Origin of the sequence: Sphingomonas aerolata, from assembly GCF_023935825.1 — a bacterium.
GTDB lineage: Bacteria > Pseudomonadota > Alphaproteobacteria > Sphingomonadales > Sphingomonadaceae > Sphingomonas > Sphingomonas aerolata.
In genome coordinates, this window is sequence record NZ_CP098762.1 from 684,970 (window position 1) to 710,423 (window position 25,454).

23 protein-coding genes, 1 tRNA gene and 2 pseudogenes are annotated in these 25,454 nt (G+C 69.2%); 16 read left to right on the plus strand and 10 right to left on the minus strand.

All coding sequences use genetic code 11. The annotated features are described in order from the left end of the window. The first annotated feature begins 136 nt into the window (after positions 1-136). The 6 genes and pseudogenes from NEF64_RS03310 (at position 137) to NEF64_RS03330 (ending at position 5,178) form a co-directional block, all read left to right on the plus strand. Complete coding sequence (locus tag NEF64_RS03310; protein ID WP_056407060.1) at positions 137-658, plus strand: hypothetical protein; 522 nt, start codon at positions 137-139, stop codon at positions 656-658. Further along, positions 658-1,980, plus strand: coding sequence for a DNA-packaging protein (locus NEF64_RS03315; protein WP_056407063.1), 1,323 nt, complete (start codon positions 658-660; stop codon positions 1,978-1,980). The genes NEF64_RS03310 and NEF64_RS03315 overlap by 1 nt, the downstream gene beginning before the upstream one ends. Before the next feature lie 123 nt (positions 1,981-2,103). Continuing rightward, a pseudogene (locus tag NEF64_RS19345) lies at positions 2,104-2,418 on the plus strand (non-contractile tail sheath protein); the annotation flags it as partial. A 282-nt stretch (positions 2,419-2,700) separates the two neighbouring features. After that, positions 2,701-3,414, plus strand: a pseudogene (locus tag NEF64_RS19350) (GTA baseplate fiber-binding domain-containing protein); the annotation flags it as partial. Positions 3,415-3,431: 17 nt separating this feature from the next. Beyond that, positions 3,432-3,935 carry a DUF2793 domain-containing protein gene (locus NEF64_RS03325; protein ID WP_056407468.1) on the plus strand — a complete coding sequence of 168 codons (504 nt, stop codon included), beginning with the start codon at positions 3,432-3,434 and terminating at the stop codon, positions 3,933-3,935. A gap of 118 nt (positions 3,936-4,053) precedes the next feature. Continuing rightward, the gene (locus NEF64_RS03330; RefSeq protein ID WP_031396246.1) at positions 4,054-5,178 is read left to right on the plus strand and encodes an OmpA family protein; all 1,125 of its coding nucleotides are present in this window, start codon (positions 4,054-4,056) and stop codon (positions 5,176-5,178) included. Between the two features lie 417 nt (positions 5,179-5,595). Here NEF64_RS03330 and ygfZ read toward each other — a convergent pair whose 3' ends face one another. Next, on the minus strand, positions 5,596-6,351 hold the full coding sequence (gene ygfZ / locus NEF64_RS03335; RefSeq protein ID WP_056407470.1) for a CAF17-like 4Fe-4S cluster assembly/insertion protein YgfZ: 756 nt from the start codon (positions 6,349-6,351) through the stop codon (positions 5,596-5,598). A gap of 82 nt (positions 6,352-6,433) precedes the next feature. On the opposite strand from ygfZ, the gene pyrC reads away from it, so the two are divergent. After that, a complete protein-coding gene (pyrC, locus tag NEF64_RS03340) occupies positions 6,434-7,468 on the plus strand; it encodes a dihydroorotase (RefSeq protein ID WP_056407068.1) in 1,035 nt (344 codons plus the stop codon). A gap of 116 nt (positions 7,469-7,584) precedes the next feature. Here pyrC and NEF64_RS03345 read toward each other — a convergent pair whose 3' ends face one another. Together NEF64_RS03345 and NEF64_RS03350 are read right to left on the minus strand one after the other, a co-directional pair. Beyond that, positions 7,585-7,935, minus strand: coding sequence for a hypothetical protein (locus NEF64_RS03345; RefSeq protein ID WP_056407070.1), 351 nt, complete (start codon positions 7,933-7,935; stop codon positions 7,585-7,587). Positions 7,936-8,178: 243 nt separating this feature from the next. Further along, a complete protein-coding gene (locus tag NEF64_RS03350; RefSeq protein ID WP_252574610.1) occupies positions 8,179-8,928 on the minus strand; it encodes a DUF1134 domain-containing protein in 750 nt (249 codons plus the stop codon). 162 nt (positions 8,929-9,090) lie between these two features. Between NEF64_RS03350 and NEF64_RS03355 the strand changes: the two genes are divergently transcribed. Together NEF64_RS03355 and NEF64_RS03360 are read left to right on the plus strand one after the other, a co-directional pair. Further along, positions 9,091-9,183, plus strand: a tRNA-Ser gene (locus tag NEF64_RS03355). Positions 9,184-9,388: 205 nt separating this feature from the next. Next, positions 9,389-9,658 carry a hypothetical protein gene (locus NEF64_RS03360; protein WP_031393429.1) on the plus strand — a complete coding sequence of 90 codons (270 nt, stop codon included), beginning with the start codon at positions 9,389-9,391 and terminating at the stop codon, positions 9,656-9,658. 145 nt (positions 9,659-9,803) lie between these two features. Here the strand turns inward: NEF64_RS03360 and NEF64_RS03365 are convergent, their stop codons facing one another. Genes NEF64_RS03365 through NEF64_RS03375 form a run of 3 tightly spaced genes read right to left on the minus strand, consistent with a single transcriptional unit; the run spans position 9,804 to position 11,829 of the window. Then, the gene (locus NEF64_RS03365) at positions 9,804-10,559 is read right to left on the minus strand and encodes a sterol desaturase family protein (RefSeq protein ID WP_031393428.1); all 756 of its coding nucleotides are present in this window, start codon (positions 10,557-10,559) and stop codon (positions 9,804-9,806) included. Next, positions 10,556-11,341 carry a fatty acid desaturase gene (locus tag NEF64_RS03370; protein ID WP_234387274.1) on the minus strand — a complete coding sequence of 262 codons (786 nt, stop codon included), beginning with the start codon at positions 11,339-11,341 and terminating at the stop codon, positions 10,556-10,558. Before NEF64_RS03370 ends, NEF64_RS03365 begins: the two co-directional genes overlap by 4 nt. Continuing rightward, positions 11,338-11,829, minus strand: coding sequence for a sterol desaturase family protein (locus NEF64_RS03375; RefSeq protein ID WP_042466627.1), 492 nt, complete (start codon positions 11,827-11,829; stop codon positions 11,338-11,340). Before NEF64_RS03375 ends, NEF64_RS03370 begins: the two co-directional genes overlap by 4 nt. Positions 11,830-12,031: 202 nt before the next feature. Between NEF64_RS03375 and NEF64_RS03380 the strand changes: the two genes are divergently transcribed. After that, positions 12,032-13,006, plus strand: coding sequence for a phosphatase PAP2 family protein (locus tag NEF64_RS03380; RefSeq protein WP_031393425.1), 975 nt, complete (start codon positions 12,032-12,034; stop codon positions 13,004-13,006). Here NEF64_RS03380 and NEF64_RS03385 read toward each other — a convergent pair. Next, on the minus strand, positions 12,954-14,261 hold the full coding sequence (locus NEF64_RS03385; protein WP_235516409.1) for a glycosyltransferase: 1,308 nt from the start codon (positions 14,259-14,261) through the stop codon (positions 12,954-12,956). The two genes, NEF64_RS03380 and NEF64_RS03385, sit on opposite strands and share 53 nt — an antisense overlap. Before the next feature lie 269 nt (positions 14,262-14,530). On the opposite strand from NEF64_RS03385, the gene NEF64_RS03390 reads away from it, so the two are divergent. The 3 genes from NEF64_RS03390 (at position 14,531) to NEF64_RS03400 (ending at position 19,042) form a co-directional block, all read left to right on the plus strand. After that, positions 14,531-15,046 carry an RNA polymerase sigma factor gene (locus NEF64_RS03390; RefSeq protein WP_252574612.1) on the plus strand — a complete coding sequence of 172 codons (516 nt, stop codon included), beginning with the start codon at positions 14,531-14,533 and terminating at the stop codon, positions 15,044-15,046. 56 nt (positions 15,047-15,102) lie between these two features. Continuing rightward, positions 15,103-15,939: a FecR family protein gene (locus NEF64_RS03395; protein WP_156360369.1), complete on the plus strand. Its 837-nt coding sequence runs from the start codon at positions 15,103-15,105 to the stop codon at positions 15,937-15,939. A gap of 79 nt (positions 15,940-16,018) precedes the next feature. Continuing rightward, positions 16,019-19,042, plus strand: coding sequence for a TonB-dependent receptor (locus NEF64_RS03400; RefSeq protein ID WP_252574614.1), 3,024 nt, complete (start codon positions 16,019-16,021; stop codon positions 19,040-19,042). A gap of 178 nt (positions 19,043-19,220) precedes the next feature. Here the strand turns inward: NEF64_RS03400 and NEF64_RS03405 are convergent, their stop codons facing one another. From NEF64_RS03405 to NEF64_RS03415, 3 genes are read right to left on the minus strand one after another with little or no spacing between them, the layout of a single operon-like run. Next, on the minus strand, positions 19,221-19,625 hold the full coding sequence (locus NEF64_RS03405) for a barstar family protein (RefSeq protein ID WP_056407097.1): 405 nt from the start codon (positions 19,623-19,625) through the stop codon (positions 19,221-19,223). A 19-nt stretch (positions 19,626-19,644) separates the two neighbouring features. Then, on the minus strand, positions 19,645-19,785 hold the full coding sequence (locus NEF64_RS03410; protein ID WP_156360370.1) for a hypothetical protein: 141 nt from the start codon (positions 19,783-19,785) through the stop codon (positions 19,645-19,647). Beyond that, positions 19,782-20,867 carry a Ca2+-dependent phosphoinositide-specific phospholipase C gene (locus NEF64_RS03415; protein ID WP_200912187.1) on the minus strand — a complete coding sequence of 362 codons (1,086 nt, stop codon included), beginning with the start codon at positions 20,865-20,867 and terminating at the stop codon, positions 19,782-19,784. The genes NEF64_RS03410 and NEF64_RS03415 overlap by 4 nt, the downstream gene beginning before the upstream one ends. A gap of 243 nt (positions 20,868-21,110) precedes the next feature. On the opposite strand from NEF64_RS03415, the gene NEF64_RS03420 reads away from it, so the two are divergent. Genes NEF64_RS03420 through NEF64_RS03430 form a run of 3 tightly spaced genes read left to right on the plus strand, consistent with a single transcriptional unit; the run spans position 21,111 to position 25,451 of the window. Further along, the gene (locus NEF64_RS03420) at positions 21,111-21,599 is read left to right on the plus strand and encodes a YfiR/HmsC family protein (protein WP_159043639.1); all 489 of its coding nucleotides are present in this window, start codon (positions 21,111-21,113) and stop codon (positions 21,597-21,599) included. 2 nt (positions 21,600-21,601) lie between these two features. Next, on the plus strand, positions 21,602-23,641 hold the full coding sequence (locus tag NEF64_RS03425) for a TonB-dependent receptor plug domain-containing protein (protein WP_056407099.1): 2,040 nt from the start codon (positions 21,602-21,604) through the stop codon (positions 23,639-23,641). Then, on the plus strand, positions 23,631-25,451 hold the full coding sequence (locus tag NEF64_RS03430; protein WP_056407102.1) for a methyl-accepting chemotaxis protein: 1,821 nt from the start codon (positions 23,631-23,633) through the stop codon (positions 25,449-25,451). Before NEF64_RS03425 ends, NEF64_RS03430 begins: the two co-directional genes overlap by 11 nt. Positions 25,452-25,454 lie beyond the last annotated feature (3 nt).

Sequence of the window (25,454 nt, forward strand, 5' to 3'; positions counted from 1 at the left end):
GATCGGTTATTCACCCTTGACATCGTCACGCTGTTCTGGCACATAACGGGAACGATGACGAATTGCGAGTCGGGCCGGACGCGGTCGGGGTGATCCCCCGGCGGCGGACCGGCCCGATCCATTTGGGGGATGGCGGATGGCGGCGGGGGCGGGCGGGAAAGCGGGGCGGTTGCAGGTGCGCAAGGCCGCCAGGGGCGGCTGGACGCCCGCCAAGCGCGCGGCGTTTCTCGAGCATCTGGCGGCGACGTGCAACATCGCGGCGTCGGCGCGCGCGGTGGGGATGGCGCCGCGCGGGGCGCATGCGCTGAAGAAGCGCGACGCGGTGTTCGCGGCCGACTGGGCGGGGGCGATCGAGGCGGCGTACGAGACGCTCGAGGCGCGGTTGCTGGCCTATGCTCTGGGGGACGCCGAGGGGGAATCTGAGGCGGAGTCTGAGGCTGAAGCTGACGGGGATGCGGAGGCGGAGTTGCGCGGGGCGCATTTCGATCCGCGGGTGGCGGTGCAGGCGCTGGGGTTTCGCAAGCGCGGAGGCGCTGCCGTTGGAACGGGGGCGGGGACGCTGTGCAAGCGCGTGTCGCTGGCCGAGCTGGAGGCGGTGCTGGTCGCGCGGCTCGATGCGCTGGATGCGCAGGCGGCGTCCGTCACGGGGGATGCGTGATGGCGGATAGCGGGGGCGCGACCTTCGATCCTGCCGTGCTCGCGCGGTTGCGGGGGTTGCCGCGGGGGCAGCTAGTGACGCTGTTGCGCGGGTTGTCCGAGGCGGAACTCAGGACGCTGCACGAGAGCTGGGCGATCTGGGCGTTGCCGGGGCAGCGCGAACCCGCGGGCGACTGGCAGGTCTGGCTGATCCGCGCGGGTCGCGGCTTTGGCAAGACGCGGGCGGGCGCCGAATGGGTGAGCGCGCTGGCCCGCGCGATGCCGGGCGCGCGGATCGCGATGGTCGGCGGGACGATGGACGACGTCCGCAAGGTGATGGTCGAGGGCGAGAGCGGGCTGATCGCGGTGGCGCAGGCGGGCGAGACCTATCGCTGGCGGCGCGATGCGGGCGAGTTCGTGTTCGACAGCGGCGCGCGCGCCTTCGTCTATTCGGCGGAGGCGCCCGAGAAACTGCGCGGGCCCGAGCATCACGCGGCATGGTGCGACGAGCTGGCCAAGTGGCGCTATGGCGACGCGGCCTGGGACAATCTGATGATGGGGCTGCGGATCGGCGACCGGCCGCGCGTGCTGGTGACGACGACGCCGCGGCCGGTGCCGCTGATGCGGCGGCTGCTCGCGTTGCCGGGCCTGTTTGAATCGCGCGGGGGGACGGGGGAGAATCCGTTTTTGCCTGCGTCGTTCGTGGCGGCGATGACCCAGACCTATGCGGGGACGCGGCTGGGGCGGCAGGAGCTGGACGGCGAGCTGATCGACGATGTCGAGGGGGCGCTGTGGACGCGCGACCTGCTCGAGCGGCAGCGCGGCGGGGTGGTGCCGGCGCTGGTGCGCGTGGTCGTGGGGGTCGATCCGCCCGCGGGGACCGGGGGCGATGCGTGCGGGATCGTGTGCGTCGCGATGGGCGAGGACGGGCTCGCCTATGTCCTCGAGGATGCGAGCGTTGCGGGTCTGTCGCCCGAGGGCTGGGCGCGGGCGGTGGCGGAGTGCGCGGCGCGGCATGGCGCGGACCGGGTGGTCGCGGAGTGCAACCAGGGCGGGGAGATGGTGCGCAGCGTGCTGATGGCCGCGGACTGTGCGCTGCCGGTGCGGCTGGTGCATGCGAGCCGCGGGAAGGTCGCGCGGGCGGAGCCGGTGGCGACCTTGTACGAGGGCGGGCGGGTCGTTCATGTCGGGGCGTTTCCGGCGCTGGAGGACGAGCTCTGCGGGCTGGTGAGCGGGGGGTATGTCGGGCCCGGGCGCTCGCCGGATCGGGCGGATGCGCTGGTGTGGGCGTTGACGGAGCTGTGCTTGCGGCGGCGGGTTAAGGTGGGGGTTCGGGTGGTTTGAGGGGGGGGGGCTCTCCTCCTTCCCCTTTCTCCCTTTTGCGATCCCCCGTCCGTTCGTGCTGAGCGTAGTCGAAGCACTGGCGCGCGGGTCGTGCCCTTCGACTTCGCTCAGGGCGAACGGGGGGGGTGGGCGTCGCCGGCGTTCGATGTGCTGCAGCTGGAGGATTATGACTGGGTGACCGCGGGCGATGTCGCGTCGTCGGCGGATGCGGTCGCGCTGGTCGAGGGCCGGCTGGGCTATCCTGCCGCGCGGCAGCATTATCTGTCGGGGTTCGTGACCGCGCCCGAGCGCGCAGGCGACTGGGCGCGGATCGAGGCGGCGGCGGTGGCGGCGCGGGGGCGCGGCGTCGGCGAGACGTTCGTCTGGGCGCTGCCGCAGGTGATGCGCGATGGGTTCGTGCATTTCGAGACCGAAGAGGGGGAGACTCGGGTCGAGGCGATGGTGACGAGCCTGGTGCTGACCCCGCTCACGCCCGCGCCGCTGCCGGTGCGCGGGAGCAGCGGGCGGATCGTCGGTGCGGCGGATGCGCTGATCGGCACGACGCGGCTCGCGGCGTTCGAGACGCCGGGGCTCGAGGATGCGCCGCTCGCCGCGCCGCGGCTGTCGGTGGCGGCGACGGGCACGGGGGCGGGGTGGCGTCATGCGGCGCTGCTCTATTCGCTCGACGATGGCGCGAGCTGGATTGCGGCGGGAGCGAGTGCGGCCCCGGCGACGATCGGGACGATCGCGGTCGTCGCAGAGGCGGCGCCGGCGACGCTGAGCGACCGGGCGGGCGCATTCGAGGTGGTGCTGGTGCGCGGCGACCTGGCACTCGCGGACGCGGATGCGGCGGCGCTCGATGCGGGGGCCAATCTGGCGATGGCGGGGGGCGAGCTGATCCAGTTCGGTCGTGCGGTGCCGCTCGGCGGCGGGCGGTGGCGGCTGACGCAGCTGCTGCGCGGGCGGCGCGGGACCGAGGCGGCGATCGGCACGCAGGCGCCGGGCGACGGCTTCGTGCTGATCAGCGCGGATTCGGTGCGGACGATCGACCTGCCGGTCGCGGCGATCGGCGGGACGGTGCGCGTGATGGCGTCGGGGGTGGGCGATGCGGTGCCGGTCGAGACCCGGCTCGTGCTGGCGGGCGCGTCGGTGCTGCCGCCGTCGCCAGTCGGCTTGCGCGCAACGATCGCGGCGGATGGCGGTGCGACGCTGCGCTGGACGCGGCGGAGCCGGGCGGGGTGGCGCTGGATCGATGGCGGCGACGTGCCGCTGGGCGAGGGCGGCGAAGCCTATGCGGTGACGGTTCTGACCGGCGCGGGGGTGACGCGCCTCGTCGAGACGACCGCGCCGGTGGCGACGCTGTCCGCGGCGGAGCGCGTAGCGGGGGCGGTGCGTGTCGAGGTGCGCCAGCGCGGCGACTTCGGCGTGTCGCTGCCCGCGGTGCTGATGGTGTGACGAGGGGGAGAGTGGCGATGACGGACGAGACGAGCGCGCGGACGGGGTTGCCGCTGCTGCAGCCGGGGCAGGCGCAGAAGGAGATGGTGCATGACGAGGCGCTCGCGCTGATCGACCTGCTGCTCCAGCCGAGCGTGGTCACGGTCGGGCTGAACGTGCCGCCGGCCGCGCCCGCGCCCGGCGCGTGCTGGATCGTCGGGACCGCGCCGACCGGCGACTGGGCGAGCCATGCGCAGGCGCTGGCGGGCTGGACGGCGGGGGGCTGGCGGTTCGCCGCGCCGCGGGCCGGCATGACGGTGTGGCGCGAGGATCTGGCGACGCTGATCCGGCATGACGGCACCAGCTGGACAGCCGCCGATATCACCGGCGGGCGAGTCGTGATCGGTGGTAACCAGGTGGTCGGCGCGCAAGGCGCGGCAATTGCCGATCCGGTCGGCGGAACCGTGGTCGATACGTCCGCCCGGGCTACACTTTCCGCCGTTCTGGTGCTATTGAGGAGCCACGGATTGATCGCCGCCTAAACACTCGAAAAACTGTGGCGTTCCAGCAACACCTCGAACTTTTGTGCGCTTGCGTGGAAACAAGCCGAAGGATAGGGAGTTTGCGATGTCCGTGTGACACTCATGAAAGGGGATTTATATGCGGAAGCTTGCCGTCGTTCTGGCACTCGCCTCCACCGCACTCGCCACTCCTGCCCTCGCCCGCGACAAGTCGTGGTACGTTGGCATCGAAGGCGGTGCGATGATCGTTGAAGACATCGATTACGACATCGGTGCTCTGAACAATGCCGGTTCGGTCGACCATGACTATGGTTATGACGTCGACGCAGTCATGGGCTACGATTTCGGTGGCTTCCGCCTCGAAACCGAAGTCGGATACCGCAAGGCCACTGTGGACGGCTATTCGTCGACCACGACCACGCCAGCTTTCACGGGTGCAGGCGCACTCGTCAACGCACCGGCCAACAACTATGACTATGCTGGCGGTTCTTCGTCGGCACTCAGCTTCATGCTGAACGGCCTGCTGGACTTCGGTCCGGATGACGGCATCCAGGGCTTTGTCGGCGGTGGTGTCGGTGTTGCTCGCGTCAAGGCGAACTACGCCCTCAACAACAACGGTTCGTTCCTGAACGATTCGGACACCGTGTTCGCCTATCAGGGCCTCGCCGGTATCCGTGCACCGCTGACCGACCACATCGACGCGACGCTGAAGTATCGTTTCTTCAACGCCGAGAACGTCAAGCTGGTCGACAACACCAACCGCCTGTTCGACGGTCGTTACCGTTCGCACAGCATCCTTGGTGGTGTGACGTACAACTTCGGCGCCCCTGCCGAGCCGATGGCACCTCCTCCCCCGCCGCCGGCACCCGAGCCGATGGCTCCCCCGCCGCCGCCGGCGCCGGTCGAGGTCGTTTGCTCGCCTGGTCCGTTCATCGTGTTCTTCGAGTGGGACAAGTCGGACATCACGCCTGAGGCTGCGTCGATCCTCGACAACGCCGTCACGCAGTACCAGTCGTGCGGCAACGCACAGGTCATGCTGGCAGGCCACGCCGATAAGTCGGGTTCGGCGTCGTACAACGTCGGTCTCTCGCAGCGTCGTGCAGACGGCGTCCGCGCCTATCTGTCGTCGCATGCGATCCCGGATGGCGTGATCTCGACCGAAGCGTTCGGTGAGAGCCGTCCGCGCGTCGACACCGCCGATGGCGTGCGCGAAGTGCAGAACCGTCGCGTGGAAGTCACCTACGGTCCGGGTTCGGGCCAGTAAGACTTCCGCCTTCCGGTCCTTGCGGATCGGATGCGGGAAAAGATCGGGGAGGTCGGCGCGAGCCGGCCTCCCTTTTCTTTGTCTGCTGTTCTTTGGGGCGGGAAGAAGTTTGGTTCGCGCGGAGGCGCGGAGGCGCGGAGCCTTTTGGGGTAAGCCGCGGGGGTGCATCACGGAGGTCTCGGCAGGATTTGGCGTGCCGCACGGGATGCTTCGGCGCGGTCGCGCATGGGCGTGCGTTGGAAGTGTTCACGCGAAGGCGCGAAGGCGCGAAGATCTTGGGGCTGCCTTCTTGTGTGCCGCCGGGCGGCGGGGCGCGGCTTCGCTGATCGTGGTCGGGGCGGTCAGCCGGCTGACGTGCAATCTTTGCGCCTTCGCGCCTTCGCGTGAGATGCTAATCACTGCGCCTGGCGGCGGCGTTTACGACGTGGGGGGATCGTCGGCCTCGAGGGCGGGGGCGAGCCAGGTGGGGATGAGGGCGTCGCCGAGGGCGTCGGTGCGGCGGTGGTCGATCATCAGGGCGAGGTCGGGATAGGTGACGCGGGTGCGGCTGCTCGGTTCGGTGAAGGGCGCGACGACGAGGCGGCGGTTGACCTTCGAACGGTGGTGCATCCGCGCGGTGTTCTCCTGGCCGACATAGCAGCCCTTGGTGAAGCTGACGCCGTTCAGCTCGCGCGCGTTGCATTCGAGCCAGAGCGTCTCGCCATTGCCGAGCTCGGCGACGCCTTCGGTCACGCCGAGCGACAGGCGGTGCGCGTGCCAGGCGGGTGACGCATCGCCTGCCGCCGGGTCGGCGGGGGCGAGCCAGCGGTGACCGAGCGCGGGAAGCCGCGGGTCGGGGCTGCCCTGACTCCCCGTCGGCGACCAGTGGACGCGGAGCGGATCGGGCGCGATCGCGATCGCACGGCGCAGGCGGTAGAGCGTCAGCCGCTTCGCCAGCGCCTCGGCCTGCGTGGCTTCCACATCGACCAGCACGTCGGCACCATCCGCCCAGAGAATGAAGTCGAACAGCACCTTGCCCTGCGGCGACAGCAAAGCGGCCCAGGCGGGCGCACCGGGCGCGAGCAACGCGGTGTCGGCGGTCACCAGCCCCTGCAGGAAGCCGCGGACGTCCTCGCCCCAGATGCGCAGCACCGCGCGGTCGGCGAGAAGGGTTGCGCTGTCGGTCTGGGTCATCTCCTTCACCTAGTGCGTGCCCGGCGATTTCCAAGGCGCGCAACCGTCTGGCGTCGCCTGCCGCGCGTCGGTAGGAGGGCGCATGACCGACAGCATCACGATCCGCCGCCCCGACGACTGGCATCTCCACCTGCGCGACGGCGCGATGCTGGACGCGGTCGCGCCGCACAGCGCGCGGCAGTTCGCGCGCGCGATCATCATGCCCAACCTCACCCCGCCGGTGACGACGATCGCCGCCGCGCGCGCCTATCGCGAGCGGATCCTCGCGGCGGTCGGCGGTGCCGATTTCACGCCGCTGATGACCTGCTACCTGACCGACGGCACCGATCCCGCCGAGATCGCGCGCGGCCATGCCGAGGGCGTGTTCACCGCGTGCAAGCTCTACCCCGCGCATGCGACGACCAATTCGGCGCACGGCGTCACCGATATCCGCGCGCTGACCGGCGTGCTCGAGACGCTGCAGCGGATCGGCATGCCGCTGTTGATCCACGGCGAGGTGACCGACAAGGCGATCGACATCTTCGACCGCGAGGCGGTGTTCGTCGAGCGGACGCTCGCGCCGCTGACGCGCGACTATCCGGGGCTGAAGATCGTGCTCGAGCACATCACCACCGCGGAGGCCGCGGCGTTCGTCAGCGAGGCGGACCATCCGATCGCCGCGACGATCACCCCGCAGCATCTGCTGATCAACCGCAACGCGCTGTTCGACGGCGGGCTTCGGCCGCACGCCTATTGCCTGCCCGTGCTCAAGCGCGAGACCCACCGGCTCGCCGTGCGGAAGGCCGCGGTGTCGGGCAGCCCGCGCTTCTTTCTCGGCACCGACAGCGCGCCGCATGTCGTGGGCGCGAAGGAATCGGGCTGCGGCTGTGCAGGGATCTTCAACGCGCCGTTCGCGCTCGAGGCGTATCTCGGCGTGTTCGACGCGGAGGGCGCGATCGACCGGTTCGAGGGGTTCGCGTCGGAGCACGGCGCGCGCTTCTACGGGCTGCCGCTGAACGAGGGGACGGTAACGCTGGTGCGCGAGAGCGTGATCGTGCCCGAGCGGGTCGGGGAGGGGGACACGTCGGTCGTGCCGTTCCTGGCGGGGGCCGATGCGGGGTGGCGGTTCGCGGGCTAAGGCGCGCACGCCTCTGCCTTTTTCCGTCATCCTGACGAACGTCAGGACCCAGAGCCAAGCAGCGACCGCGTTCGTGACCCTGGGTCCTGACGTTCGTCAGGATGACGGTTGGGGGGTCAGTTCGCCGGATCCTCCTCCGCGAGTCGGTCGAGCCAGAGCCGCGCCTCTTTCTGTTCGCCGGGCGCGCTCGCGCTGACCGGCCCGCGCGCGGCGAAGAAGTCGCGGTGGAGCGCGAACGGATCGAGCATCAGCCGGTCGCGCATCGCGTCGATCTCGGTGCCCATCTCGGTCAGCGCGGCGATCGTTGGGGCGATCGCGGTGCGGACGCGGCGGTCGCTGCTGCGGTCGAACAGCCCGAGCGCGCCGTTCGCGGTCTTCTCCAGCGCGGCGATCAGTGTCGCGCGATACTCGGTTTCGAGGTCTTCGCGCTGGGCGTCTAGACGGGCGAGGCGGTCGGGTTTGGCCATTCGCGTGGCGTTAGGGGATTGTGGGGGTGGGCGCTACCGGAGGCTGTTGTCGCCGTGGGTGCCCGGCGGCCCGCCGCACACGCTGTTCTCCCGCGAAGGCGGGAGCCCAGGGGTGTGGGGGGTGAGGGGTGTTGGCGGGGGTGGTGCCGCGCCGCGGGCAAAGCCCGCGTCGTCGGACGGGCTGTCGCCCGCCGGCCGGGCTTGGTGGAGTCAGCCGGGCGTGGCCGGCTGCCCACCTTCGCCTTAAAAAGGCAACCACCTGCTCTTGTGCGTGATGTTCATGTACCCGACGTTCACCCCCGCGCGCCAGCCGACGCCGAGGCGGATCGGGATCAGCACGACGTTGCCGCGGCGGAGATAGGTCGCGGCGAATCCGCCGACGAGATAGAGCCGGCCCTCGACCGCGGGGAAGCGCTTGTAGAGCTCTTCGGTGTCGTAGAGGTTGTAGACCAGCACGAAGACCTTGTTCGCGTCGCCGCCGACGTCGAAGCCGACCGACGGCCCGGTCCAGTAGACCGGCTTCTCGCCCTCGACCTTGTGGTTCATCAGCCCCGAGCCGTAGCGCACGCCGAGGATGAACGCGCCCGACGCTTCGCGGCCGGCGATATAGGCATTGGGCTGGCCCTGGTCCTTGAGGATGTTCTCGAGGATGCCGCCGAGCCCGGCCGCGCCCTTTCCGAACACGCCTTCGCCCGCGGCGAGCAGATCGTCGCGCTCATAGGTGTCGGCGGCGCTCATCGTCGCCTCCGCGCGTGTCGTCGCACCGGGGCCAGGCGCGGGCGGGGGCGGCGCGGCGGGCTGGACCGGCTCGACCGGCGCGGGCTCCGGATAGCGCTGGTCGGGGACCTGCTGCCCCCGCGATGGGGTGGTGCTGGTCTGGGGCGCGAGATCCCCGTCGATCGCCTGGTTGGGATCGATCGTGCGGACCTGTGCGGGCGCGCTGCTCGCGATCGACGCTGCGAAGGCGCCGAGGCCAAGCCATAAACTGCGCATGATGCTATCTTCCCCAATGCCGATTGCGCGTGAGTTAACAAACCCCCGCCTGACCCCGCAATGAATGAAACGGCGGGAAGAGTCGAATTCGCGTCCGGTACCCGCGTAACGACGGTTGCCCCCGCCGCAGACCCTCGCTATAGCCCCGCATCTGCTGCAGCCGGAGACGTGGGTGAGTGGCTGAAACCAGCGGTTTGCTAAACCGCCGTACCGGGTTTACTGGTACCGAGGGTTCGAATCCCTCCGTCTCCGCCATTTTCGTCACCGCAGCGTATTGGTGATGTGCCTCCCATTGTAGCGTGCCGATGCGGGATAGCGGGCCGCTTCCGCGGTGGACCAACCGCGACTTTGACGTCCGGCCTCTTCGATCACCGCTGCGCTTCGATATCCCATCTAACGGATCGGCGTTGAATATCGGCTGTTGTCGTGTATGCGTGTGGCACCACTAAGAGGGTTGATCATGAAGAAGATTTTCGCTGTCGCCGTCGCTGCCGGCCTGTTCTCGCTCGCAGCCTGCAACACCAGCCCGCGCGAGCAGGCAGCCGACAACATCGAGTCGAACACCGAGGCGGTCGCTGACAACCTCGAGGACGCTGCCGACCTCACGGGCAACGAAGCAGCCGAAGAAAGCCTCGAGAACAAGGCTGACGCGGTGCGTGCGACCGGCCAGAACCAGGCTGAAGACATGCGCACCAACGACGCTGATACCAATCTGTCGAACGGTATCTGAGCCACAGCGCTCAGGGTGGCGGGCCAAGCTGCCTGCGTCCCCGAGCGACGTGCAGAAAAGGGCATCCGGGGCGACCCGGATGCCCTTTTTGCGTTCGGGATACGTGAGGAACGCCGCTGGCGACTTCTACCGCGCCGCCGGCCGGTCAGGCCGCATCGGCCCGCCGGGCGGCGCGGGCGTGTTCGCGGGTGAAATCGCCGACGCCGCGATCGGTGTGGCACAGCCGGTCCCAGTGGCGGAAATACAGGCCGTAATTGCAGCCATAGAGCTCGTGATGGCGCTGATGATGGCTGGCGGTGATCAGCCATCCGCCCAGCGGGCCGCTCCACATGAAGCGCGGGAAGATCTCCCATCCCATGTGGTTGGTCACGCCCATCACCGTCATGATCGTCAGCACGACTCCCAACCCGTAGATGTGGATCGGTACGAAGAAGACGAGCAGCGGAATGACGATGGCGCCGCTCAGCGCCTCGATCGGGTGGAACGCCATCGCCGCCCATGCCGTCGGCGGACGGCTGGCATGATGGAGCGCGTGCGCGAGCTTGAACGGGGCGGGGCGATGCATCCAGCGATGCGTCCAGTAGAACCAGGCATCGTGGAGGAGCAGATAGGCGAACACCGAGACCGGGAGATACCAGAGCGGATAGGCGTGGACATCGGCATAGACCTGCGTCCAGCCGCGATGCTGCCAGCCCCAGGCGACGACGCCGGCGGGAATGCCGTAGAGCGCGGCGGAGGCGAGGCTCCAGACGATCTCGCGCCGGACCTGCGGATCGAGCCCGAGATACAGCCCCGGATGCTTGCGCGTCGTGATCCAGGCGAACGCGCCCGACACGAGCAGATAGCGGACCCCGACGATGACGGTCATCGCAATGGCGGAGAGGATGATGGCAAGCGTCATGCGGGGTCCTCTACACCGCGGCGGTCGGCGGCGCGAACCGCAAGCGCACGCCGCCGCGCGGGCAGCCCCCACCACGGCGTGCCCGGCGAGAGATGATGTTCGTGATGATAGCCGCCGAAGTGGAAGCAGGTCATCAGCGACAGCGCGGGTCCGATGTCGAGGCTGTGTGCGCGGTGGGTATCCGCGAAGGGCAGGTCGCGCTCGCGGTGCGGCAGCCAGGTGCCGAAGACGAACAGCTGCGCGACGGCACCGAGCGCGGGCAGCGCCCAGAAGATCACGATGTTGCCGAGCGGCGCGCCGAGCAGCAACGTATAGACCAGCGCCACCAGCGTGATGCGGATGATCTGGCCGTGCGAATAATAGGTCTTGAAGAACTGCAGGAACCAGCGGGTCAGCCGCGGGTCGCCGCCATGGAAATCGGGATCCCCGGCGCGTCCGGTCTGCTTGTGGTGGAGATGATGCTGCGGGAGCAGGGACGCATAGGACAGGCAGGCATAGAGCGAGAGACAGGTCGCGCCGATCGCCCGGTTCAGCCTTGGATGCTCGGGCGCGAGCGCACCATGCATCGAATCATGCGCGACGATGAACAGCCCGGTGGAGAGCCAGGTCTGGACGAGGACCATTAGGACCGCGATCGGCAGCGTCGCGAGGCTCCACTGCCAGAAGAAGATGCCGGTGATGTGGATGGCGAGCCACGCGACCATGATCGCGGCGGACAGCGACACGCCGATCCGCATCTGGCGCTTCATCGCGTCCGACGGGTGGGCGGCGGTGATGCTCACCCGCGCTGGTCTGCCGGACTGGTGTTCGGGGTCCGCGCGGGACGGGCCGCACGACGCTGCGCATCGGCATTGGCGCGCAACTGCGCCTTCAGCACCGCGGGCTTGCGCGCGAACAGGAAGCCATGGCTGACGGTGCCGTCCTTGCCCTCGACCGCGTGATGCAGGCGATGCGCCTGGAGCAGCCGCTTGAAATAGCCCTGTTTGGGGACCCAGCGGAAGCCGCCGCGCTGATGCACGAGCATGTCATGGACGAAGGCGTAGATGCCGCCATAGACGGTGATGCCGAGCGCCGCCCACCAGAGCGGCGGGTACCAGAGCCCAACGACGAACAGCACGATCGGGACGATCGCGAAGACGATCGCATAAAGGTCGTTCTTCTCGAACCAGCCCTCATGCTCCTCGTGATGCGACTTGTGCCAGCCCCAGCCCCAGCCGTGCATCACATAGCGGTGCGTCGCCCAGGCGAAGCACTCCATGAACAGGACCATGCCGACGACGATCGCCAGTTTCTCGACCCAGGTCACGACGCGCGATCGGGCAAATCGGCGCTGACCAGAAGCAGTGCATTCAACATGACGTATATATAACCGTTCGGGGCGGACGATGCGAGGGCGCGCCGCCATAAAAGCACGCGCCGCACCGCGTCGGCGGCCGCGGGCCGGCGGTGGCATACACAGGTAAATCATACGGATGCGATCGATCGCGGCACCGCAGGGCGGGACGCTGCGTTCGACCCCGATGCCCGCTTCGAATTTCCGTGCCGACCACCGCGACACCCCGTCCTGGTTGCTGGTCGCAGCCATGATCCTCAGTTTCCTCGTCGCGCAGCAGGATGACCGCTTCACGGTCGATCCGCTGCGGGCGGTGCCGGCGGTCGTGTCGCTGCTCGCGCTGGGCGGCGCGCTGGCGATCGGCCGGTATAGCGCGCGACCGCGGCTTGCCGCGGGGGCGAGGGCGTTTCTGCAGATGACGCTGTTCACGCTGTTCGGCGTGGTCCTCGCCTATGCGCTGGCAGCGAAGTCCGGCACCTTGTGGGATGCCCGGCTGGCGGCGGCGGATCGTGCGGTCGGCTTCGACTGGCCGGTCGTGCTCGCGTTGCTCGACCAGTGTCCGCCGCTGATCTGGCTGCTGGGCATCGCCTATCACAGCCTGACGGTGCAGATGATCGTCGTCATCGTGGCGCTCAGCGGGATGGGGAAGTTCGACACGCTGCGGACGATGGTGTGCGCCGCGATCCTGTCCGGGTTCGTCACGATCCTCATCTCGGGTCTGACGCCCGCGATGGGAAATTTGTTCGACCCGGCGCGCTACGTGCATCTCTGGCCGTCGATCGCGTGGCTGGAACAGGGGCTGATCTCGGGGCTGCGCGACGGATCGCTGCGCGTGCTCGACCTCACCATGCTGATGGGGATCGTCAGCTTTCCCAGCTTCCATGCGACGCTCGCCGCGATCTTCATCTGGACCTTCGGTGCGATGCCGCGCCTTGCCGGACCGGGCCGCGGCTGGGCGATCCTGACGATCATCGCGACGCCGGTGTTCGGCGGTCACTACGGGGTCGACGTGCTGATGGGGCTGCTGCTCGCGCCGCCCGCGATCGTTGCGGCGCAGCGCCTCACGCAGCGCAGGCAGCCCTGTCCTCAGCCAGGTCCAGGCGTGCCGGCGTAACGGCCGCGTCGTCGCGCAGCGCCGCCTCGACGCGCGCGGCCGCGTCGGCGGCGCCCCCCGCCATCGCCATCTCCGCCGCGAGCAGGCCGGCCGCGCGGCGATAGCCCGGATCGGTCAGGACATGGCGGAGCGCGGGTTCGAGCCCGCCTTTGGCGGCGTCGGCGGCGGACATGATGCGCGCCGCGCCGATCCGCTTCAGCCGCGCCGCGGTCGCCGGCTGTTCGAACGCCAAGGGCACGGTGACGATCGGTACGCCCGCTGCGAGCGCGTCGAGCACGGTGTTGAAGCCGCCGTGGAGGATGGCTGCCGAACAGTGCGGCAGGATACGCGTCTGCGACCAGAAGGCGCGGACCAGCGGGTCGCCGGGCAGCGAGGCCGCGTCGCCGTCGCTCAGGCCACCGCCATGCGCGACCACCGCGCGCGCCCCGACCGCGGCACAGGCGGCGGTCATCGCGGCGAACAGCGACCGGCGCGCACCCTGCAGCGACCCCAGTGAGCAATATATGAGCGGTCGGCCGTCGCTTTCGGGGATGTCGTCCACGGGTTCGTCGAGGCGCCACGGCGCGCCGTACCGGAAGCTCGGTGGCAGGGCCGTGCGCGGAAAGTCGAGCCCTGCGGGGCATTGCGCGATCTGCAGCCGGTCGGACCATTGCTGCTGCGGATCGGGATCGAGCCCCCAAAGCTGTGCATAGGTCGTCACGATGCGGGTCACCGGGCGCATCAGCAGGTCGCTGACCGCATAGCCGCCATTGTTGCGATTCCGCCCGAGCGCATCGGCCCGGTAGGCCCAGCCGAGAAAGGGCGGTGGGATCATCGGCTCGCGGAGCAGCGGCAGCCCGGTGATCGCGGTCACGAACGGCAGGCCGAGATGGCGTGCCACCAGCGCCCCCGCCGGCTCGACCGAATCCGCCACGACCGCATCGACGCCGAGCCGTGTGAGGGTGGCCGGCAGCGCCGCGAGCAGGAGCTCGGTCATCGCCGCGGTGCTGCGGATCATGCGCGGCAGTCCGACCGGCCCCGAGGGCTGGGCGAGCTTGCGATAATGTTCGGCCAGCAGGCCCTGGCGATCGGCGGGATGGTCGAGCGGCGCGAACGCGACGTCGCCACGGGGCAGCATCGCCGCGACGTCGGCCATATGCACCAGCGTGACCCGGTGTCCCGCGGCGACGAGCGATGTGCCGAGCGCGACCAGAGGATTGAGGTGCCCGGCGGTCGGCGGCGCGATGATGGCGATATGCCGCCCTGCAACAGTCAATTCAGGAGCTTTCCGACGCCGTCTGGTAGGGCCGCCACTATCAGCATGGATGCGACGCGCGATAGTCGCAATACGGTGATCGAGTATAACTTGGTAACGATCTACCCCTGGGATCGATCTCGCCGCATGGTCGCGCCTGCCAAGACCCGCGCGGCTGCGCGGTGTCATCCCGGCTTCACGATGGACGCATAAGACGCCCCGAATCGCAAGCGGGGGGCGTGGTGAACAGGGACGCGGGGGTTTTCAGGGGCGTCGGGGAGCACCGGCCGGTGACGCCGGCGCTGGCGATGCAATGCCCGGACGCGGCGCTGTCACGCGCGCTGCGTGCGTTCGTGCACGGGCGACTGGGGCATCACGCTGACGGCGACGACGTCGTGCAGGGAACCTATCTGCGGCTGTTCACCTATCAGGCGAGCGCGCGGGTCGAGGATGTGAAGGCGCTCTGCTTCGCGATCGCGCGCAATTTGCTGCGCGATCATCACCGGGTCGCGCGGCGCGGCGCGCATGTCGAGCTGGACGAGGCGATGGTCTGTCCGCTGCCGGCGGCGGATCGGGTGGTGGCGTTCCGCCGCGCGGTCGCGCTGATGGCGGGCGCGCTTGAACGCATGCCGCCGCTGCGCCGCGAGATATTCCTGCGCCGACGGCTGGACGGCCTCACCACCGCGGCGATCGCCGAACGGCTCGACATGAGCACCGCCGCGGTCGAGAAGCACGTCGTCCGGGCCTTTGCCGACCTTCGCACCGCGCTGGCGCGGCGGGGGTTCACAATGGAAGCGGGGGCGTGACCGCCGGCAGCAGCAGCAGGGGTGGGGGCAGCAGGGGCGGGGGCGGGGGCGCGGCCGTGACCGATGCCGCGCTGACCGATGCGCTGCGGACCGCCGCTTTGCAGTGCGGCCGGCTGTCGGACGAGCAGGTCCGCGCGCTCAGGCGGCGGCGGTCCGTCGTCGTCGCGGCCACGACCGCGCCGGTCGTCGCCGTACTGCTCGTCCTCGGCCTCCGCATGGCCCCGCCGCCCGCCGCGGTGGCACCGTCGCCGCAGCTGTTCGCGACGCGGGCCGGCGAGCGCGCGACCGCGACGCTGGCGGACGGCACCACCGTCCGGCTGAACGGTGCGACGCGACTGCAGGTCGTCTACACGACCGCCGGGCGCAGCGCCCGGCTGCTGGCGGGCCAGGCGTTCTTCGACGTGCGCCACGATGCCGCGCGCCCCTTCGTCGTGCATGCGGGCGCCAGCCGGACGCGCGTGCTCGGCACCGCGTTCGACCTGGATCTGACACGGCGGCAGGTCGCACTGGCGGTCTATCGCGGCGCGGTCGGGTTCGACCCGCTCGACCCGGCGTCAGCAGGCGCGCGGCGCGGCGTCGTGGTCCGCGCGGGCTATCGCAGCAGCATCCGCAGCGGCGTGACGGCGGTACCCGAGCGCTTCGATCCGGGGCTGCCCGACTGGCGTCAGGGCTGGATCGACACCGCGGGCATGCGGCTCGACGATCTGGTCGAGATCCTCGACCGGCAGGGCGGCGTCCGGATCGCGCGCCCTGCCGAGCCGCTCGCCTCGACGACGGTGTTCGGCCGTTTCCGGACCGATCATCCGCGCCAGCTTCTGGCGGCGATCGGCGGCGGGTTCGGGTTCGCGCTGGTCGAGCGGGACGGGGGGCTCGCGCTCGAAACCGCGCGCTGAAAAAACACTGTCCGGATCCGTCGGGCTGCGCCGTCTTCCTCCCGAATGGCGCGTGGGGGCGCCATGACGGGGGATTATCATGACGCGGTTTTACGGAACGTCGGCACTCGCTCTGGCGGTGTGTGCGCTTATGGCGCCAGCGGCGGCACACGCCCGGCCGGCGGGGGCACAGCCGGCGGAAACGCGTGCGTTCGCCATTCCCGCAGGCGACCTCGCCGCGGCGCTGTCGGCCTATTCGAGCGCGACGGGGATGCAGGTGATCGCGGCGCCCGCGCTGATCCAGGGACAGCGGACCGGGGGGGTGAGCGGGCGGCTGACCGCGCCGGCGGCCCTCGCCGTGCTGCTGCGCGGTACGGGCCTGCACCCGGTCGAGAGCAACGGCGTGCTGGTGCTGCGACGCGCGCCGCCGCGCCCGGGCCTGCGCACCGTCAGCGCACCCGCGCCGGTAGCCACGCCGGCGGTTGCGGGGGCCGTCGCGGGGGGCGTGTCGACGCTGGCAGCCGACCCGGTCGCGGTCGCCGACGACATCGTCGTCAACGGCTATCGCCGCAGCCTGCTCGCCGCGCAGGAGCTCAAGCGCCGCGCGGTCGGGACCGAGGACAATATCGTCGCGTCGGACATCGCCGCCTTTCCCGACCTCAATCTCGCCGAAGCGCTGCAACGCGTCCCCGGCGTCGCGATCACCCGCGACACCGGCGAAGGCCGCCAGATCGCGCTGCGCGGGCTCGGCCCCGATTTCACGCGCACCCAGCTGAACGGCATGGAGGTGCTCGGCAACACCGCGTCGGGGATGGACAATCGCGGCAACGTCAGCCGCAGCCGCGGCTTCGACTTCAGCCTGTTCGCGTCCGAGCTGTTCAACCGCGTCAGCGTGCAGAAGAGCTATGCCGCCAATCAGGACGAGGGCGGCATTGCCGGGACGGTCCAGCTCTTCACCGCCAAGCCGTTCGACTATGACGGGCAGAAGATCGTGCTGTCGGCCAAGGGCCAGACCAACGACCAGACCAGCGGCATCACCCCGCGGCTCGTCGGGCTGTTCTCGCAGCGCCAGGGCGATTTCGGTGCGCTCGTCTCGGTCGCCTATTCGAAGATCCGCAACAACGAATATGGCTATCGCAACTGGAACTGGGGCAAGGTCACCTACGGCGCGAACAATATCGGGCCCGAGATCGATGCGGCGACGCGCGCGCTGCTGCGCGGCGGCACGATCTTCGCACCGCAGGCGCAGTCGCCCTCGACTTGGTACACCGACCGCGAGCGGATCGGCGTCACCAGCGCGCTGCAATATCATCCGGGCGATCGGTTCAAGCTGGATGTCGACCTGCTCTACGGACACCTCGCCGACAAGCGTGACGACTGGGCGATCGCGGCGGGCGGCTATAACGCGCTGACCGGCAATGTCAGCGGGACCCAGGTCATCCGCTCCGCGACGATCCAGGGCAATTCGCTCGTCGCCGCCAGCTATACCGGGATCGACCAGCGGACCGAGCATCACCGGGTCGAGAACCAGACCGATTTCTATCAGGCGGTGGCCAATGCCGAATGGAAGGTCGGCGATCGCCTGACGCTGACCGCGCTCGCCGGCTATCAGAAGTCGGCGTTCGCGCAGCCGACGTTCGACAAGATCTTCCTGCAGGCGCGCAACACCGCGTTCAGTTTCGACATGCAGCCGACGATCCCGGTCAACACCTATGGGTTCGACCTGACCAAGCCGGCGAACTGGAACGTCCAGCGGCTGGTGACGCAGGAAAACACGATCGACAACGCCTATCGCAACGGCCAGCTCCAGGCGGTCTATACGGTGTCGCCGATCCTGAAGCTCGAGCTTGGCGGCGAGTATAAGCGCTTCACCAACAGCGGGTACCAGTATCTCACCAACATCTTCTACGGGACGCAGGCGACCAGCGACCGCGCGGTACCCGACGCGCTGAAATACGTGATCAACCGCGACAGCCTGATCCCCTATATCGGCGGCGACGTCGCGGGCATCTACGCGCTGCTCGGCAACAACCGCAATCTGACCGCGGCGAACCTGACCGCGGGCAGCGACTTCCGCATCCGCGAGACGAGCTGGGCGGGCTTCACGCAGCTCGATCTGGATACCGAACTCGGCTCGATGCGGCTGCGCGGCAATGCGGGCGTGCGCTATTATCATACCGCGCTGGTCTCCAGCGGGTCGCTCGCGACCGCGACCAACGGCGTCACGGTACTCCAGCCCGTGACGGTCAAGACCAGCAACGACGACTGGCTGCCTGCGCTCAACATCGCGCTCGACCTCACGCCCAAGCTGATCGCGCGCGCGTCGGCGAGCCGCAACGTCAACCGTCCCGGCCTGCCGCAGCTTGCCGCCGCGGGCACGCTGACGGTCGCGCCGTTCGGCGGCACGGTGTCGGTCGGCAACCCCAACCTCCAGCCGTTCCGCTCGACCTCGGTGGAAGGCGGCCTCGAATATTATATGGATCGCAACGGCTTCGCGTCGGTCGGCGTGTTCTGGAAGGATCTGGCGAGCTTCATCACCTCGGAGACGTCGCAGGTGCCCTACAGCGCCACGGGCTTCCCGGTCTCGCTGCTGCTGCCGGGGCAGGACGGCACCACGCCGTACAACTATACGCGGCCGGTCAATGGCGACGGCGCCAGCATCCGCGGGGTCGAGGCCGCGGTCCAGCACGACTTCACCTTCCTGCCCGCGCCGTTCGACCATTTCGGCGTGGTCGCCAACGGCACCTGGATCGATGGCGACCAGAAGGCGATCTACAACGGCGTCGCCCAGACCATCCCGCTGTTCAACCTGTCGAAATGGGCCGCCAACGCGACGCTGTATTTCGAGACCGAGCGGTTCGGCGCGCGCGTCTCGACCGCCTATCGCAGCCGCTACATCACCGGCGCGGGCAGCAACGCCAATGTCGGCGACGGCATCCGGCCGACCAACAACGTCGATTTCCAGATCCGCTACAGCCCGGCCGAGAATCTCCGCTTCGTGATCGAGGGCATCAACGTCACCAACCGGCCGATCGAGCAGTTCGCCGATCTCAGCGCCGACCGGACGCTCGTCTATACGCGCAGCGGCCGCATCTTCACCTTCGGCGTGACCACCAGCTTCTGACCTTCGCGTCCGCGGCGATCCCCGCCGCGGACGCGGGCGTACGGCGTATCTCCACACACCTGCCACGGGAGTTTGCATGAAAAGCCAAGCTACATTGTTGTCCGCCGTCGGCCTGGCCGCCGACAACCTGTTCCGCATCCGCGCATCGGTGACGCCGCGATAACCCAATTGCGCCGGGTCAGGCGCGGACGAGGTGGATGTTGGGGTGGTCGGCGATGATGGTCAGGATGGTGTCGAAATAGGTCTCGCCGCGGCCCTGTTCGAGCGCGTCGAGCTGGGTGGTGATGCGTGCGGCGTCGAACGCCGTGTTCTGGAGCTTGGCGCGGAGATGGGCTCTGGTGGCGTCGATGCCGAGCGCGGCGCGGCTCGTCTCGATATCCTGCCAGACGAGGATGACCGGCGCCTTGCCCGCAAGCGCGCCGTAGCTGCCGTAGAACAGGTCGTCGAGCGCATCGAGGCTGGGGCCGAGCGACCAGTCCTCGCCCGCCATGAAGACGCGGTTGATCTCGTCGTAGAAGCTCGCAATGTCGCGGATCGCGCCGCCGGCGATGGTGAGGGTCGTGGCCTTGGGGTCGTCGATCATCCGCGTGCTGGTCCGTCTGCTAGCTGGCGCCGGCCTCGATCCGGCACTGCGACATATCGGGGACAGCGCCCGCGGCGTGCGCGAGTTCCGTGCGCGCGGCGTCCATGTCGCGGCGGAACTCGGGGGCGGTGTGCAGCGTCGCGACGAGAAGCGGCTTCACCTGGCGGATCCTTCGAGGTCGCCGCATTGCTTGGCGATGCGGACGGGATTGCAGCGCGCGACATGGCCGTCGGGCAGCGCGACGCGGTAGCCGCCGGCGAACCGCGGATCGGGCCAGAGATAGTCGGTCGAGACATAATGCGCGCCGCCCGCGAGCGCGGTGTCGCGCGGCACGCCGTCATTGGCGCGCGCCTCGCGCGTGTTGGCGTCGGCGCGGGTGCGGACGAGGAAGCCCGCGCGTACGTCGCGGCGGATGCGTTCGGCGTCGCGGACCGGGTCGTTGAGCGTCAGATAGGCGGCGGCGGGCGACGCCTCGTCGGTGTTGATGAAAAACACCCGGCCTTCGAGCGAGCGGCGCGTGCCGCGATAGACCGCGACCTTGGCGGGGGGCTCGTCGAGCGCGAACAGGAACTTGCCGCGCGACGCCTCGAGCAGCGGCCAGTTGTCGGCGAGGACGGCGTCACGCAGCGTCGGATAGTGGCCCTGCACGTCGTCGGGCACGATCAGCCTGGCCGGCGCGAGCACCGAGCGGATCTCCGCATCGAGCGCGTCATAGGCGGCTGCGTCGAACGGCAGCGCGTCGATGCCGCCGCGCGCGGCATTCTGCTCGTCCTTGGCGTTGAACATCAGCAGGATCGGGACGTGACGCGGGTGGCGGGCCGACCAGTTGCGGACGATTGTCAGGCATTCGGTGAGCAGGACGCAGCTCGACGCATTGTCGATGCCGGGGATGTGCAGCACCTTGAAGCCCGGCCGCTGCAGCTTCGGATCCGACGAGCCGCGCGCATAATGCCCGCCCTGCGGATCATAGTTCACGTCGATCTCGAGCTGGCGCGCGCCCGTGTCGAGCTGGTCGACGAGGCTGCGATGCGCATAGTCGAGCGCGTCGGCCATCGCCGGATCGGCGGCGCGCACCTTCGCCATCGTCGCGGCGGGCATCGGCTGCTTGTAGCTGTTGTGCGTGCCGATGACGGCGATGTCGTTGATCCGCAGCGGCGCGGCATCCTTTGCAGTTGCGGGGCCTGCGAGCATGGCGAGGGCCTGAACCGCCGCGGTCGCCCGCAGCATCGTCGAGATACGCATGATTGTCCTGCCCTGTTGGCGCCCGGCCGGCGTGGTCCGCGGGCTATGGCCGTGCCAGATGACGCGCCGAGGACCGTTCTGTTACGCGACCGTCTTAATTGGGCGCGCGGCGGCCCGCGCGATGGGGCCGCAGATTGTGTATCGCGGTCTCTAAGCCATTAACTAATTGGACAATATCGGGTGATACTCGCTGTCCCCTCAGTGGGGGACAGCGTGTTTAGACCTTGGATATGGATGTGCGGCGTGGCCGCGCTGGGCAGCGCGACGCCGTTGTCCGCGGAACTGAACGTGCCGATCGCGGCGCGGGTCGTGTCGTTCCTTCAGCCCGGTCCGGCGGGGACGGTCGCCGCGGCGATCGTGTTCGAGCCGGGCAATGCGGCATCGGAGGCCGAGGCGGCGGCGATCGAGCGGGCGATCGGATCGGGGCTGGCCGCCGGACGCAGCGCGATCCGCGCGCGCCGAGTGCCGGTCGGCGCGATCGGGTCGCTGGCCGGATTCCGGCTCGCCTTCGTCACGACGGGATTGCGCCCGGAGCATGCCGGCATCGCCGCCGCGGCCGCCAGATCGTCGGTCCTGACGATCTCGTCGGATCCCGCCTGCGTGCAGACCGCGCGGTGCGTGGTCGGCATCACCTCGGGTCCCAAGACCCAGATCACCGTCAATCGCGCCGCGGCGCGGGCTGCCAATATCAGATTCGGGTCGGCATTCCTGATGCTGATCAAGGAAATTTAACGATGACCGTTTCGACTTTCGCCACCGGATTGCGCGCCATGCTGACGGCCGGTGCGGTGCTGTGTCCGGCCGTCGCAGGTGCGCAGGCCGTCGATTACCAGGCGTTGCAGGAAACGATCGGCGAGCCGGTGACGACCAGCGTCACGGGCAAGCCACAGCGCGCGTCCGAACTGCCCGCCTCCGCGATCATCATTACGCGCGAGGATATCGCCCGGTCGCCCGCCCGCGACGTGCCCGGGCTGCTGAAGACGCATGCCGGCATCGACGTGAACAGCTGGACCGCGGGGCAGAGCGACGTGTCGGTGCGCGGCGGCGTGCAGACCTATAATGCGCGGCTGCTCGTGCTGGTCGACGGACGCCAGGTCTATCTCGATCATTATGGCATGACCGATTGGAATCTCCTGGGCGTCCAGCTCGAGGAGATCCAGCAGATCGAGCTGGTGCGCGGGCCGGCAAACGCGCTGTTCGGGTTCAACGCCGCCAGCGGTGTCGTCAACATCATCACCCGGCGCGTCGGCCAGACGCCGACCGTCACCGCGACCGCCGAGCTCGGCAATCACGACATCAGCCGGCTCGCCGGGTCGGTGACGCTGCCCGTCACCCCGGCGATCGGCATCCGCCTGGCCGGGGTCCGCGCGCGCGAGGACGAGCGTCGCATCCCGGCGACGCTGCTGCGCCCGGCGATGGTCAGCGACGTCGCGAGCAACCAGGTGTCGGGCGACATCACCGGTTCGTTCGACGGACTGGAGACGGTGCTGGGCGGCGGCCATTCGACCAATCGGCAGGCCGAGTATCTGCCGAGCCAGCTGCTGTCGAACCAGCGCTATCGCAGCGACAACGTCCATGCCTCGGCCACGCGCGACACGGGCTGGGGCGGCGTGACGCTGGGCGGCTATGTCAACTGGCTCGATGTGCAATATGGCGTCGGCGCGACGGCTGATGCGACCGAGCCGCTCGGGTTCAAGAACCGGATCATCGTCACCCAGGCGTCGACGCTGGTCCGGCTGGGCAAGAGCGATACGCTGCGGCTCGGCGGCGAATATCGCAACAACCGGCTGCGCTCGGCCTATCAGTTCGCCGAGCGGATCTCCTATGACGTCGGATCGGCCAATGCGATGCTCGACCTGCATCCGGACGAGGCGATTTCGATCACCGCGGCGGCGCGGATCGACCGGCTCTGGCTGCACCAGGCGGGCGCGATCGCGCAGCCGAGCTATGACGTGGCGAGCGATTTCAACCGCGCCTTCACCCGGTTCAGCTTCAATGTCGCGCTGCTCGTCCAGACCGATGCGCGCGGCCAGCTGCGGATCAATGGCGGTCGCGGCTACCAGCTGCCGTCGCTGGTGAATTACGGGATCCGCCTGCCGATCATCACCCCGGCGCCGGTGCCGATCTTCGTGGCAGGGTCGCCGCGGATCGATCCGGTCGGCGTGTGGAGCGGCGAGGTCGGCTATGCGCGGACGATCGGCGGGACGCAGATCGAGGCGAACGCCTTCGTGACGAAGACGGACAATGCGATCGCGTCGCCGGGCGACGGCTTGCAGACCGAGCTTTTCCTGACCCCGCTGCCCTCGCTCGTCGCGCGGTTCACGGCGATCGGCGACTATACCACCTATGGCACCGAGGTGTCGGCGTCGGGCGCGGTCGGTGCGCTCACATGGCGCGCCAATTATACCTGGACGCACACCGACGAGGAGCTGGCGTCGCTGACGCTGCCGATCCCCTATGCGCTGTCGCCCAAGTCGACGACGCCGGTCCACAAGGCGAATCTGGCGCTCGGCTATGACATCGGGCGACTGTCGCTGTCGGGGGTCGCGCGCTACACCTCGTCGACGCGGCAATTCGCCTTCTCGTCGACGCCGCAGCTGCTGCTCTACCGGGTCGACGACGCGGTGGCGCTCGATGCGCGGGCGGGGCTGCGGCTGACCTCCGCGCTCGAAGTCTATGTCGCGGGCGAAAATCTGGCGCTGGCGGACGGCGCCGCGGTATCGCCGATCCCGGCGGATCGTCGCGTGCGCGCAGGGGTGCGACTTGCGCTTTAACGCGTTCTTCCGGCTGTCGGACCGGCTCGACCGCAGGCTGGCGCTCGCCGACCGGCCGATCGCGGTCAAGGTCGCGGCGACGCCGGTCATCATGCTGGTGCTGTTCGTGGTGATGGCGCTGGCCAGCACCGCGGCGCTGCTGATCACCGGGCGCAGCGTCGACGACATCGTCAACCGCGACATGCGCGATATCAAGCAGCTCAACGCGATCACGCAGCGGTTCGATATCGCCAACGCGAACGTCTATCACCTGCTGGTGACGAAGGCGGCGACGCCGACGATCGCGGTCGACGGGCAGGTGGCGGCGATCCACCGCGACCTGGCCCGGGTCCGTACGGCGCTGGTCGGCTACCGCCGCAGCCATGCCGGGCAGCGCGCACAGCTGGGCCCGGTGCTCGCCGATCTCGACCGATATACCGCGACCGTCGACGTGCTGACGTCGATGCTCGAGGTCGACTTTGCCAGCACCGCGGCGATGGTCGACCCGTTTCGCGCCAATGCGCAGCAGATCGATATGCGGATCCGGCGCGTGACCGCCGCGGGGATCGGCCGCGCCGGGCAGGCGGCATCGGGGGCGCTGCTGGTCACGCATGTCACGATCGCGATCCTGCTGCTCGTCCTGCTCGTCGGCACGGGCGGCAGCCTGGTGATGGCCTATGTGATCGGGCGATCGATCATCGGTTCGATCACCGATATTGCGGCGGCGACGGATGCGGTGATGCACGAGGCCGCGATCGATCTGTCGACGCTCAAGCGGCATGACGAGCTGGGGCTGGTCGTCACCGCGCTGACGACGTTCCAGACGCAGCGCGAGGATGCGAAACGCCTCGCGGATCAGGCCGAACTGCTGCGCCTCCATGCCGAAGAGGAAAAGGCGCGCCAGGCCAGCGCGATCGCCGAGGTCGAGGCGCAGGCGCGGCGCGAGCGCGAGGCCACGCTGGCCGCGCTGGCCGAGGCGTTCGAACGCCAGGTCGGCGGCATCATCCGCGAGGCGCAGGAGGCGATGGCGCTGCTCGAGGCGAATGCGATCAGCCTGCACGAGACGATCGAGGGCAATCGCCGGCTGGCACAGGAGCTCGACGCGATCGCGCAGCTGTTCGCGACCGAGATGCTCGAGGCGGGCAAGGAGACGCATCTGCTGGCGCACACCTTCGAGGAGATCGACCGGGAGGTGGCGGGAACCAGCCTGGCCGCAAGGTCGATCAGCGACCATGCGCGCAGTGCCAACGACACCGTCGCGCTGTCGCAGGAACAGGCCAGCAGCATCGAGCAGATCGTCGACGTGATCAGTGCGATCACCAAGCAGACCAACCTGCTCGCGCTCAATGCGACGATCGAGGCGGCGCGCGCGGGACCTGCGGGCGCGGGCTTTTCGGTGGTGGCGGCCGAGATCAAGTCGCTGGCGACGCGGACGGGCGCGAGCGCGGGCGACGTGCGCTCGAAGATCGAGGCGGTCCAGGACCAGATCCGGTCGGTCGTGGCGAGCACGGGCAGTCTGGGGGCGCTGATCAACGGCATGGACGACGGTGCGGGCCGGGTGGCGGCGATGTCGCGTGCGCAGGCGCAGGCGATCGAACAGCTCAACGGGCGGATCGAGGCGGTCGAGGACCGCAGCCAGATGCTCACCGAGGCGAGCCAGCAGATCGCATCGTCGGTCGATCGCAACCTCGCTTCGGTCGACGAGGTCCAGCGGACCGGCGCGATGCTCAAGCGGACGCTGCAGTCACTGGCCGACGACGCGCATGCCTTTACCCGCCATTTCCTCGGCGATGACGCAGGCCCCGAGCGGCAGCAACGGCAGGTCGCGTGATCT